Source organism: Paenibacillus sp. BJ-4 (assembly GCF_020404765.1).
GTDB lineage: Bacteria > Bacillota > Bacilli > Paenibacillales > Paenibacillaceae > Paenibacillus.
Window position 1 is genome coordinate 1 of sequence record NZ_JAIVEM010000045.1, and the last position, 13,085, is coordinate 13,085.

11 protein-coding genes and 1 rRNA gene are annotated in these 13,085 nt (G+C 45.8%); all 12 read right to left on the reverse strand.

Translation table 11 applies throughout. The features are described 5' to 3' along the window. Positions 1 to 62, reverse strand: a 16S ribosomal RNA gene (locus LCF57_RS09375); the annotation flags it as partial. 389 nt (positions 63 to 451) lie between these two features. Then, a complete protein-coding gene (gene ligA / locus LCF57_RS09380) occupies positions 452 to 2,467 on the reverse strand; it encodes an NAD-dependent DNA ligase LigA (RefSeq protein ID WP_226000447.1) in 2,016 nt (671 codons plus the stop codon). Between the two features lie 87 nt (positions 2,468 to 2,554). Continuing rightward, entirely contained in the window at positions 2,555 to 4,879 is a 2,325-nt protein-coding gene (gene pcrA, locus LCF57_RS09385) for a DNA helicase PcrA (protein ID WP_226000448.1), read from the reverse strand. A gap of 42 nt (positions 4,880 to 4,921) precedes the next feature. Beyond that, entirely contained in the window at positions 4,922 to 5,632 is a 711-nt protein-coding gene (locus LCF57_RS09390) for a heptaprenylglyceryl phosphate synthase (protein ID WP_226000449.1), read from the reverse strand. A gap of 125 nt (positions 5,633 to 5,757) precedes the next feature. Further along, positions 5,758 to 6,630, reverse strand: coding sequence for a phosphatidylinositol-specific phospholipase C/glycerophosphodiester phosphodiesterase family protein (locus LCF57_RS09395; RefSeq protein WP_226000450.1), 873 nt, complete (start codon positions 6,628 to 6,630; stop codon positions 5,758 to 5,760). 106 nt (positions 6,631 to 6,736) lie between these two features. Beyond that, entirely contained in the window at positions 6,737 to 8,137 is a 1,401-nt protein-coding gene (locus LCF57_RS09400; protein WP_226000451.1) for an undecaprenyl-phosphate glucose phosphotransferase, read from the reverse strand. Then, positions 8,134 to 9,042, reverse strand: a complete 909-nt coding sequence (locus tag LCF57_RS09405; protein WP_226000452.1) for a glycosyltransferase family 2 protein — start codon at positions 9,040 to 9,042, stop codon at positions 8,134 to 8,136. The genes LCF57_RS09400 and LCF57_RS09405 overlap by 4 nt, the downstream gene beginning before the upstream one ends. Before the next feature lie 249 nt (positions 9,043 to 9,291). Further along, on the reverse strand, positions 9,292 to 9,384 hold the full coding sequence (locus tag LCF57_RS28140) for a putative holin-like toxin (protein WP_219727884.1): 93 nt from the start codon (positions 9,382 to 9,384) through the stop codon (positions 9,292 to 9,294). Between the two features lie 364 nt (positions 9,385 to 9,748). Further along, positions 9,749 to 10,624 (reverse strand): dTDP-4-dehydrorhamnose reductase, encoded by an 876-nt coding sequence (rfbD, locus tag LCF57_RS09420; RefSeq protein ID WP_226000453.1) that lies wholly within the window; start codon positions 10,622 to 10,624, stop codon positions 9,749 to 9,751. A gap of 1 nt (position 10,625) precedes the next feature. Continuing rightward, positions 10,626 to 11,645, reverse strand: a complete 1,020-nt coding sequence (gene rfbB, locus LCF57_RS09425; protein ID WP_068497099.1) for a dTDP-glucose 4,6-dehydratase — start codon at positions 11,643 to 11,645, stop codon at positions 10,626 to 10,628. Between the two features lie 112 nt (positions 11,646 to 11,757). Further along, positions 11,758 to 12,306, reverse strand: coding sequence for a dTDP-4-dehydrorhamnose 3,5-epimerase (rfbC, locus tag LCF57_RS09430; RefSeq protein ID WP_226000454.1), 549 nt, complete (start codon positions 12,304 to 12,306; stop codon positions 11,758 to 11,760). Positions 12,307 to 12,328: 22 nt separating this feature from the next. Then, positions 12,329 to 13,072: a sugar phosphate nucleotidyltransferase gene (locus LCF57_RS09435; RefSeq protein WP_226000455.1), complete on the reverse strand. Its 744-nt coding sequence runs from the start codon at positions 13,070 to 13,072 to the stop codon at positions 12,329 to 12,331. Positions 13,073 to 13,085 lie beyond the last annotated feature (13 nt).

The window sequence follows — 13,085 nt, forward strand, 5'->3', positions numbered from 1 at the left end:
ACTTGCATGTATTAGGCACGCCGCCAGCGTTCGTCCTGAGCCAGGATCAAACTCTCCAATAAAGACCAACCGAAGTTGGTTATAGAAAGAGCGATTAGCTCATTTTTAATGCTAGCGATTCTTCTTTATAAAAGAAGAAATCTTTATTTTCATCATCCATTTGTTCAGTTTTCAAAGAACTTGTCTGTTCTCGTCTATTTAACGAGCCAGGAATTAGATCATATCATGTTCGTCGCTTTCTTGTCAAATCTTTTTTTGATTTTCTTTTCAGCAACCTTTGCTTTAAGGAAAGCTGCTCTCAAAGCAACGTCTAATAATATAACATGATTAAAGCTATTAAGCAAGCATTTTTTAAAAATATTTTTTTAGTTTTATATACCTACCACTGAACAATGACTAACAAAACAGCCACCCCGTCCTTAGACGGAGTGGCTGCGCACATTACAAACTATTATTCTTGCTCCAGCAATCTGATGAATTCGTCCTCATCTTCTATAGTTTCGATTCCGAGTTGTTGGGCCTTGGCCAGTTTACTGCCAGCCTTTTCACCAGCTATGACTAGATCCGTCTTTTTCGATACAGATCCAGCCACCTTGGCACCCAGCGCCTCCAGCCTGGAAGCTGCTTCGTCACGGGTAAGCTGATGCAAGGTACCTGTGAGCACAACCGTTTTGCCACTGAAGAAGCTGTCTGTCTTCTTTTGCTGTGGAGCTTCAGGAGCTTGAGCCTTCACTCCGAGCGATAGCATCTTTTCAATCCCCGCCTGAGTAAATGGATCTGCGAAGAACGCAACAATACTTTCAGCTACAATCCCGCCCACATCCGGTAGTTCTATCAGTTCTTCCACGGTAGCGGACATGACCTTATGCAAATCACGATAATGTTCTGACAGCATACGTGTTGTCGCTTTACCGGTATTCGGTATACCCAGTGCGTAAAGGAAGGAAGCCAGATCTCTTTCTTTACTTTTCTCAAGTGCTGCTAGAAGGTTATTGGCTTTTTTCTCACCAAACCGCTCCAGCTTTACTAGATCGTCATATTGGAGTGTATACAAATCCGCAGGCTCGCGTACTTCCAGTTCGTCATGCAACTGGATCGCTGTTTTGTCGCTGAATGTTTCAATATCCATGGCATCACGCGATGCAAAATGGGAAATGCGGGCCACAATCTGAGGTTTGCACCCCAGCTTATTATCGCAGAACAAATGGGCCCCTCGCTGCTGCAATGGGAAACCGCAGGCCGGACAATGATCGGGTACGACAATTTCCTCCCCGTCGTTCTCAGATGTTACCTTTCCCAATATCTCGGGAATGACATCATTGGAGCGACGGATAAACACACGTGTCCCCAAAGCGAATTTCAAATTCTTGCGCTCGATATCACCGGCATTGTTCAATGTGCAATTTTGTACAGTGACTCCCGCCAGCTCCACCGGCTCCACCCTTGCCAGCGGTGTAATTTTACCAGTTCGACCTACATTCCACTCGACCGAGTTGAGCACCGTGGTGGTTTCCTCTGCTTCGAATTTATATGCCACTGCCCAACGTGGAAATTTATCGGTATACCCAAGAGCCTCGCGTGTGCGCATATCTGTAATTTTCAATACAGCCCCATCAATGAGATAATCCAAACGGGCACGAGACTCTTCAATCTCAGCCAGTTGCTCCATCGCATCATCAAAATTATCAAAGTAAGTCAGATATGGGTTCACCTTAAAGTGATTGTCACGCAGGAAGGCCATCATCTCCTGGTGGCTATCAAACTGGATACGGTCCGCAAATCCTACATTGTAGAAAAACGCATTCAGTCGCCGCTCTGCTGTCACTTTGGGATTTAAATTACGCAAAGCGCCAGCTGCGGCATTACGTGCGTTTTTAAGAGGGTCCACAGCGGTCTCATTATATTTCGCCAGCACAGACAGATTCATTATGCCTTCTCCCTGAACTTCAATGGTTCCATCCTGAAAAGGAATCGTAAGCGGCACGGATTTAATGGTCTTTACCTGTGCCAGTATCCCTTCACCCACAACGCCATTGCCACGGGTAGAAGCCTGCACCAGCTTTCCATCCGTATAAGTCAAATTCAACGTTAGCCCATCGAATTTAAGTTCTATCGCATAGCTTGGAGAAGGCAGAGGCTGCTCCGGGTTCTTGGTATTGTAATCATTGACCAGCTTAACGACACGCGCGTTCCATGTACGCAGCTGCTCCATATTCTGTGCTTTATCCAGGCTCCATAACGGGGCCAGATGACGATGCGGCGTGAATCCCTTAAGCAATTCCCCACCTACGCGCTGTGTTGGCGAATCTGGCAACACCAGTCCGCTCGCCTGTTCAAGCGCTACCAGCTCGTCATAAAGCACATCATATTCTTTGTCGCTGACCATGGGCTCATCCAGTGTGTAATAATGATAGTTATATGTGTTCAGCTCAGCAACAAGCTGCTCCATCCTGTGCATTGGGTTCATGCAGGCGTATCCCTCCGGGAACTTCATCAGGGCAGAAGCCTAGGCCATTCTGCCGCTGTGAGGCTCGAGATTTATTGATGTTAAAATCTATTCTACTTTTGTGATAGGTGCAAAGCCAGCCAGCAGTCGTTTAACCCCGACCGGAGCCGGGAAGGCGATCTGAAGCTCCATATCATTGCCCGTTCCTTTGACAGCCACAATGGTTCCCACTCCCCACTTGCCATGCTGTACCTTGTCTCCAGCAGCAAAAATAGAAGGCCCCCCTGTCGAAGCTGCCGGGGAAGGCTTGGGCGATGAAGATGTCGTTACAGTAACACGCGACGACGCGGAGGCAGTCGAACCACTACGACTCATCGAATCAAAGGAACGCTCTCCTCCAAAGTTACTACCACTACTTTTACCCAGTCCACGCCCGCCATAAGAGCCCCCTATATTGCCTGAACGACGGTAGCGATCCTGTTTGATGATCGTATCCTCTTTTAACTCGTCCGGAATTTCTTCCAGAAAGCGCGACGGCGGATTAGCAGTGGTACGACCAAACAGAGTACGCATTTGTGCGCATGTAAGGAACAGTTGCTCCTCTGCACGGGTAATGCCGACATACGCCAATCTGCGTTCTTCCTCAAGCTCTTCATTATCCAGGAAAGCCCTGCTGTGAGGAAATACTCCCTCCTCCATACCGACAATAAATACAATTGGAAACTCCAAACCTTTTGCACTGTGCATGGTCATCAATACAACGGCATCACTTTGCTCGTCTTCATCGTCATTCATGGAATCGATATCTGCGATAAGAGCAAGGTCGGTCAGGAAGGAGACCAGCGATTTGTCCTCCGCACCTTTCTCAAACTCCATTGTTACCGACAGAAACTCATCAATATTTTCCAGACGTGAGCGTGATTCGAGGGTATTCTCGTTTTGCAGCTCCAGCCGGTACTGGGTGGTTTCCAGCATTTTTTCAGTTAACTCCGTGACCGACAGATAGTCCACCATCCGACTTAAACCTTCGATCATATCGTAAAACTCGACCAGCGCATTGCGGGTACGGCCAGCAAAGCCCAAATCATCTACCACTTGCAGCACGCGGAAGATCGAAACTCCACGCTCCGCTGCGGCTGCCTGCAATTTACCAACCGTCGTATCTCCGATGCTTCGTTTTGGCACGTTAATGATTCTCATCAAGCTGATATCGTCGTCAGGATTGGAAAGCAGACGCAGATAGGCCAGCAAGTCCTTAATCTCTTTACGATCATAGAACTTGATCCCGCCAACGATCTGGTACGGTATGTCCGATTTGATCAAAATTTCCTCGACGACCCGAGACTGGGCATTGGTACGGTACAAAATGGCATGATGGCTATAGGTTTTGCCCGCTTTAATATTCTTATGAATTTCCGAGGCGATAAAGTAGCCCTCATCATGCTCCGAGTCAGCACGGTAAACTTTAATCTTGGCTCCGCCTTCTTTGTCGGTCCATAGTTTTTTCGGCTTGCGGCCTGTATTTTGCGCAATAACCTCATTCGCTGCGTTCAGTATGTTCGAGGTTGACCGATAGTTCTGCTCCAGCAAAATGGTACGCGCTTCCGGATAGTCCTCTTCAAAGTTCAAAATATTGCTGATATCCGCACCCCGCCATCGGTAGATGGATTGGTCACTGTCACCTACTACACAAATCCGATGATGCTTATCAGCCAGCATTTTGCATAGCATGTACTGCGCACGGTTGGTATCCTGGTATTCATCGACATGAATGTATTGAAATTTCTTTTGGTAAAAATCCAGCACTTCAGGCACTTCTTTAAAGAGCTGAATCGTTGCCATGATCAAATCATCAAAATCAAGAGAGTTGTTACTTTTGAGCCGTTGTTGGTACTTGGTATATACCTTCGCCACAATTCCCTCAAAATAATCGCCAATCTTGCGCTCATACATTTCAGGAGTGACCAGTTCATTTTTAGCCGTGCTCATCATAGATTGAACCGCTTTGGGTTCAAATTTTTTGGTATCTATATTCAGATCCTTCATGCAGCTCCGAATGACAGACAATTGATCCGTGGAATCCAAAATGCTGAAATTGGAGGTGAATCCGATCCGCTCAATATCCCGACGCAAAATACGCACACACATCGAGTGGAAAGTGGATACCCACACATCTCTTCCCTGCGGGCCAATCAGCTTGGATACGCGATCCTGCATCTCACGCGCGGCTTTGTTCGTAAAGGTAATCGCCAAAATCCCCCATGGAGCCGTCTTGCGGGTCGCGATAAGGTAGGCTATTCGGTGCGTGAGCACCCTTGTCTTGCCACTGCCTGCGCCAGCCATAATCAGCAACGGACCATCTACCACCTCTACGGCCTGACGCTGAGGAGGATTTAGGCGGGCTACAGCCTCGTGTATATCTATTGATTGCATGCATGCATGCTCCTTTCTCCGAGCTTCGATAAAATAAACATTCTATACTTTCAATTTCACAGCCACCGTCTCTAGCGCTTTCGCCAAGTCACGGTAAATGATGTTCCCTACTATAATGGTGTCACAAACGGCAGCCGCTTGTAACGCGGTAGATTTATCCACGATACCTCCTCCGTATAGGACACGAGAGCGCTCTGTGCTGCGATGTATTTTTTGTACCAGCTCCATATCCCCAAAGGTACCGCTATATTCCACATAAACAATTGGCAGATGCATGAGCTTGTCAGCAATCTGCGCATAGGAGACAGCCGATGAAGCACTCAGCGAAGTATCGGCTCCGGTAAGTTTAGCGACCGTAGAATCAGCGTTCAAAACAATATATCCTTCTGTCACAAGCGAATCCCAAGGAATCATATAACCAAACTGCTCAATTGCACGCTGGTGCTGCCCTAAGATCCAATTACTGTCCATGGTATTCAGTACCATGGGAATCATATATAGATCAAACCCTGGCACGACAGCCTCCAGATCGGACACCTCAAGTACACATGGCACCTCATAACGCCGAACCCGTGACAGTAAATCCACCGTATTTTCATAAGTTATGCCCGAGGAACCTCCTACCATAATAGCGTCCGTACCAGACATACACACGGCATCCAGCGCCTTATCGTCCAGTTCCTTGTCAGGATCAAGCTTAAAAACATGTCTCCATGATTGAATTGAATCTACCAACACACATTCCTCCAGCATCCTTTGCTTTTGTCATGATCCGGACGAACCGAATTCGATATCCAAAAGCGTTCTATGCTAAGTCTATGACAGTGCTCAGAAGGTGTCAATGTTCGTATTAGATGGGAACACTCCGTTCATGCATTTCAGGGCTGTAACACGTACAACCAACTGCGTTTACTTAGTTCTTTCTCCGTTAAAACATCAGTATAGAATCCACGTACACCCATCTGTTCGTACTCTGCGGCTGCCTTCAATTCATTAATGGTATTCACGTAGCATACTGCCCCCGCCTGACGCAAGCTTTCCACTAGAGGACCACTCACCCGATTTTCTGGTAAAGTCACTGCTGTTATATGGTTTCTTTGCACAAATCGAATGATCTGGTCGTCCGTATCTTCTGTGGCATAAAGCGTATAAATAATGGATGGATAGGGATAAATACTTCGTAGTGTTCGCAGCATTTCTTCATTGTAAATTTGAGGGACAATACGAGATAGAAGGTTAGGATTTTTCTCCTGTGCCTGACGGGTCAGTTGCGCGAATAGCTGTTTTATTTGAGCAGGGTCCTGCTCCTTCGTATCCGTCACGACATAGGCATCTGGATATAATTCCAATAAGTCCAATACATCCCTCCAGTCCACCGGGGAATAGGAGCCGTGTATGGGGGTGTTCTTGAATTGCTCGTAGCTCCAAGGCTTTCCCCCTTGCTCTGTAGCAACTACGTGCTCCTGCTGCAATTGCTCTGTAAAAGATTCTGTCCATTCATGGCGCGCCACCAAATGCCCATCCGAAGTAAACATCAGATCGATCTCAAATACGCGGCTGCCTTTTTTATAATTTTCCACAAATGCTTCACGCGCATTGGTATAAGCCAAACCATCGACGGCTCCCATGGCATGAGAAATCACACGGTGAGTGGTAAAGCCGGCATGTTCCTCTGTAGATTTTCCTTTGTAAGCCAATAAAAACGCGCCAATCAACATTAAAAGAATGACCGCAGCAATCAGTCGTTTCATAGGGTGTCACATCCTTTTCGTACAGGTCAATACCCTGCATACACCTACTCAAAACAATTTCCAGACACAAAAACACCCTCCGGCTGAACCGAAGGGTGACTCTGGATTAATACGCGTTTTTGAAGCCGTTGCGAATCGTGCGGAAAATAATTTTAATATCGAATAAGAGCGACCAATTCTCAATGTAGAAAATGTCATGCTTGATCCGTTCCTCAATGGACGTATCCCCACGCAACCCATTGCTCTGTGCCCAGCCTGTAATTCCAGGACGAACATGATGCTTTACCATATATTTTGGAATTTCCTCACGGAACTGATCCACATAATACGGTCGTTCCGGACGGGGACCAACGACACTCATATCTCCCAACAACACGTTGAAAAACTGTGGCAGCTCGTCGAGGCTCGTTTTTCGAATGAAGGAACCAAAACGCGTGCGCCGTGGATCATTAGCAGTCGTCCACCCTGTATCTTCAGTCCCAAGCGGCAGCACCTTCATGGAGCGGAATTTGTACATTCGGAAGGTACGACGATTCAAACCTACGCGCTCCTGCTTAAAAATGATGGGACCTCTTGATGTGACCTTCACACCAATCGCCACTGCCAGCATAATCGGAGAGGTCAGAACAATAGCGAATAAAGAGAATAAAATATCGAACAGACGCTTAAATAATCGGTTCCCCGCCACATCCAGCGGAATATCCCGTACATTGATCATTGGCATGCCTGCAAAGTTATCAAAATAAGGCCGAGCAGGCAAATAGTCGAAAAAGTCGGGAATAATCAGTGTGCGTACCCCGGCCTTTTCACACATGTTGATAATTTTAGGGTACTTATCATGGGCATCCAGCGGTAGAGCCAGAATAACCTCGTCAATCATCAGGTGCGACAGCGTTGCCTCCAATTGATTTAATCCGCCAAGAATCGGGCGAAAATGCGCTTCTTCCTCTTCACTCCAGTGACGTTTATCATCCAGAAATCCCACCACTTCATATCCCAAATCAGGATACTGTCCAAGATTATGATAAAACCGTTGGCCCAGAGAGCCTGCCCCGAGAATGAGCATGAATTGCTTATTGTACCCTTTTTGACGGAGCACTTTAAGAATCTGCTTCAAAAAATATCGATAAAACAAAATCAGCAGCACATTTCCAACCATATAGATCGCTAGATAGGAACGCGAAATATCGATTTGCTTTACGAAAAACATGACACTCAGTAATACAAACAGACCAACAATGTGGATCTGGGTGACGCGAAATACGTCGTCTGCAAATCGCTTTTTGCGTTTGGGCGAATAGAGCGAGAACAACATACCCAGCACCACGGCAATCAGACCGTAGATTAAACTCCAGCCTCCATATACTTGAATAGGAAGCGGCTCTTGATAGGTAATCCATTCACTTTCAAACTTAAAGAACCAAGCAATCAAGAAAGATAACTGAATGACAGAGAAATCCGCCACAATATACAATTGGGTTAAAAAACGTTGATTTCTGCGTATCATGCTTTCACCTCAGTACGAGATTGTTCGCCGCTGTCCGGTTTGGCCGGTGCAGACAGTTTATTTTTCAAAAAGGCTATTCCAAATTTCACCGTAATCCCCGCGTAGACAGCCATGTTGGTGATCCAGCTGTACTGCTGTTTGTAATGCTTGCGGTGAAATACCCACATAGCTCTATGAAACTCATAAATAATTTTCAAAGGACGACGGCGAGCACTTCCCCCTTTGATATGAACAATATATGTGCGCGGGTAGTAGTAAATGCCCCACCCTGCTTGCTTAATCCGGTAACACCAGTCAATGTCCTCACCATACATAAAAAAGGTTTCGTCCAAACCGCCAACCTGCTCAATAGTCTCGCGACGCACCAGCATAAAAGCTCCAACCAGTACATCTACAGGGTACTCATTATCCGGGCTTAGATGCCCAAGCTGGTATTGGTTGTACTTCGGATTATCTGGGTAACGCTTCGACCAGCCGAAAGCGTAGTAAAAAGACGCAGACGGTGTTGGAAACCCACGTTTACATGCCTTGTCTAGTGAACCATCTGGCAAGATGACCTTGCAGCCCGCAGCTCCGATGTCCGGGTGCGTATCCATAAACTGAATCATCGTATCCAGTGTGTCCGGCTGCACCAGCGTATCGGAATTCAAAAGCAATACATAGCGTCCGCTGGCCACTTCTATTCCCTGATTGTTTGCCTTGGCAAAACCTGTATTATCCTCATTAGCTATCAACATGATCTCCGGGTATGCAGCACGGATAGCCTCAACAGACCCGTCACTGGAATGATTGTCGATGACAATCACTTCATATCGATATTGCGTTTTTGACGCATACACCGACTGCAAACAATCCAGCGTCAAACGGCATGTATTATAGTTGACGACCAGTATGCTTACATCCATATTTAAAACGCTCCTGACAAATTCAGTAATCTATTCTACTATCGACTATTATAGCATACCCCGCAGACCACGGGGCGCAAAAAAGCACATAACTTGTAACCTTACACAGTTGAGGTCTAAAAATCATCGTGGTAAGATATACATGGAAAAAGGGCTGGTGCCAGCCAGCCCCTGCGCAACCGACGCTCCCAAGAGCGGGCGGTTTTGGAACAATCAGGCCGAAAATAGACCCTTCCTTGCGGGGGCGGTCTATTTTCGTTTGTTAAACTCTAACAGTGTGACGATTAACGCCCCGAACGTCAGCATTAAACTGAGCGCCTCAAACACTGTCACAGGCTTCACCCCCCTCCTCGGGAGAGTTAGCCGACCGCCCTTGCCAGCCTATATCGGTTGCGCCTCTCAATTATACTATATTTTTCCATAAAGGAACATGCATTCGATGGTATTTTATCTAGTATTCATTTGCACCTTTGACTATTTGACGCTTATATATGGAAAAAAGTTTCAATATTTTTTCTTTCCATACCTCTATAACTTCCCCAACAAGAAAACCAACTTATAAATCCAGTTGTCTAACCGCGACTGTCTATAGAAGGGGGACTGCCAAATGTATTTCAGCCGAAGAAATAATCCCTTTATGTCTCTACATAATAAAATCTCCCAATCATAACATGATGGGAGATCGCTGCAGATATATAGTCTACCTCTATTTACTGGAACTTTCCAGATACTCTTTTAAAAAATCCTGCAATCCTTCACGCCAATCGCGTAAATCATTCAACCCATTGGTTCGGATCGCAATATGCTCCATAACCGAATTACACGGACGTGCTGCGGGCCTAGGGAATTGTTCCGTACTACATGGGTCCAGTTTCGCTGTCATCTTAGCACCTAATAGTTCTGCCGCATCCTGAAAAATCGCTTGCGTAAACTCGTACCAGGTGCAAGTACCGCTGTTGGACGCGTGATATACGCCATACTTCTCGGTTTGAACCAATTCCGCTAAAAAACGAGCCAAATCCACCGTATAGGTAGGCGAGCCCTTCTGATCGTTTACGACCTGAAGGTGCGGCTTTTCCTGTCCAAGCTTCAGCATCGTTTTCACAAAATTGTTCCCGTGCAATCCATATACCCAAGAAGTACGAACAATAAAATATCTGGAGGAAAGTGTTTGGGCCAGTATCTCCCCGGCCCGCTTAGACTTTCCGTAAATACTCTGCGGATTTGTATTGTCATACTCATGATAGGGCTGCTCCGCTATTCCATCGAACACGTAATCCGTGCTGATATAAACCAGCTTGGCTCCAACCTTTTCCACAGCCAGTGCCACATTACGTGTGCCTGCAGCGTTGACTTGATAAGCCCCGTCTACATCGGTCTCCGCAGCATCCACAGCCGTATACGCTGCACAGTGGATTACTGCATCAGGTTGATATTGCCCTACAATATTCACAGTCTGCTGCAAATCCGTGATATCCAATTGTTCCCGATCGTAACCAAGGACATCATGCCCTTGCTCCTGAAAAACCTTTACTACATCTTTGCCAAGTTGACCGGATGCTCCAGTAACCAGTACCTTCATCTTACGCATCCCCCAAGCGGGAACCGTACTGCTTTGCATAATATTGCTGATACTCGCCGGATTGAATGCGAGTCCACCATTCTTTGTTGTCCAAGTACCAACGGATCGTTTCTTTAATGCCTGTTTCAAAAGAGTGCTTTGGCTTCCAGCCCAGCTCATTCATGGTCTTTGTTGGATCAATGCCATAACGGCGGTCATGACCTGGACGATCCTGCACATACGAAATCAGAGATTCTGGCTTGCCCAGCTCCTCCAATACCGTTTTGACGATATGCACATTTGTCCGCTCATTATTTCCACCGATATTGTATACTTCACCCAGTTTACCCTGATGAATGACCAGATCAATTGCGCTGCAATGATCCTCTACATACAACCAATCACGGATGTTCAGGCCATCCCCGTATACAGGTAGCTGCTGATCACTCAACGCACGCGAGATCATCAGTGGAATCAGCTTTTCTGGAAACTGGTACGGACCATAGTTATTGGAACAACGCGTGATATTCACAGGTAGACCAAAGGTTTCATGATATGCACGAACCAGCAGATCGCCACCTGCCTTGGAAGCAGAGTAAGGACTATTAGGCTGCAGCGGAGTTTCCTCCGTAAACAAACCTGTTTCACCCAGAGATCCGTACACCTCATCTGTCGATACCTGTACAAACTTGGTCACATTATGTTTCTTGGCTGCGTCCAACAGTACCTGTGTACCAAATACGTTTGTTTTCACAAACACTTCCGGCTCCAAAATACTCCGATCCACATGCGACTCTGCCGCAAAATTCACCACCACATCAATCCCCTGCTGCATCAACTGGTCAATCGCTTGCGCGTCAGTAATATCTGCTTTCACGAAGGTATGATTGGGATGATTTTCGATGGATTTCAAATTTTCCAGATTACCTGCATACGTAAGCGCATCGATATTCACAATTTCGTAATCTGGATGCTGTTTTAACATATACAATACAAAGTTACTGCCAATAAATCCGGCACCGCCGGTGACAAGAAGTTTCATACAGTCCTCCTAAAACTCTCACTAATACATACAGAATATGCCTCAAAGCCAACAAAGAACAAGGAAATGCCGCCCATTTTATAAATTGTGCCTAGCTTTACTTGTCAGTAATCTATTCGAAATTAATATCTGCTTCAGCCAGCGCCGGTTGCTTCTGATCCTTTTCCGAAAGGATTGCATGGGAAGTGGGCCAATCAATCCCCAGTGCAGGGTCATTCCAAAGAATACCACGATCATTTTCAGGTGAATAGTACTCGTCGACCTTATAAAACACCTGAGTATTTGGCACGAGCGTGCAGAATCCGTGAGCAAATCCTTTAGGAACCAGTAATTGACGCTTATTGTGTTCACTTAAGATCACCCCAACCCATTGACCGAATGTTGGAGAACTTTTTCGAATATCTACAATAACATCATAAATGGCTCCAGAAAGCACTCGAATGAGTTTGGTCTGGGCTTTAGGATTAAGCTGGTAATGCAACCCTCGGATCACGCTGGCTTCTGCAGATAAGGACTGATTATCCTGAATAAAAGCATAGTTGGTTCCGTGCTGCTTCATGATTTGTTCATTGTAACTCTCCATAAAAAAGCCACGATGATCACCATGAACAACAGGTTCAATGATTTTCGCACCTTCCAGTTTCAAAGGGATTACCTTCATTCGTCCGCATCCTCCCTTTACTTTAAAGCTTTAGCTTTCCAAACTCTTCACCAAACACGATATCCTTGGCTAATTCATTAGCACGTGCAAGAGATGGGTGAGTTCCAGCATCCGTCCACCATCCTTGAAGAATATCATATGTCAATGTTCCATTAGCAATATATGCATTGTTAACGTCAGTTATCTCAAGTTCTCCACGAGCTGAAGGTTCAAGCGTTTTTACAATTTCAAACACACTTTGATCGAACATATAAATACCTGTTACAGCGTAATTACTTTTGGGATCTTTAGGTTTTTCTTCAATAGATACAATCCGTTCTTTTTGAAGCTCGGCCACTCCAAAACGGTGTGGATCTTGAACCTGCTGAAGAAGGATCTTCGCCCCCGTAATTTGGTTACGGAAATTATCCACAAATGGTGCAATGTCATCTTGAAATACATTATCGCCCAAAATAACAACCATTTGATCATCACCAACAAATTGTTCAGCGAGATCAAGGGCTTGTGCGATCCCGCCTGCTTCATCCTGAACTTTATAAGTGAATGTTACACCCATTTCACGACCGCTACCAAGAAGGTTAACGACATCTCCCATATGCTCTTTACCTGTAACGATAAGAATATCCTTTATCTCAGCTTGCTTGAGCTTGAATACAGAATGAAAAATCATTGGGTACTTACCAACGGGTAATAAATGCTTATTTGTGACTTTGGTTAAAGGGTAAAGACGTGAGCCTGTACCTCCCGCAAGAATTATCCCTTTCATAATAAAACCTCCA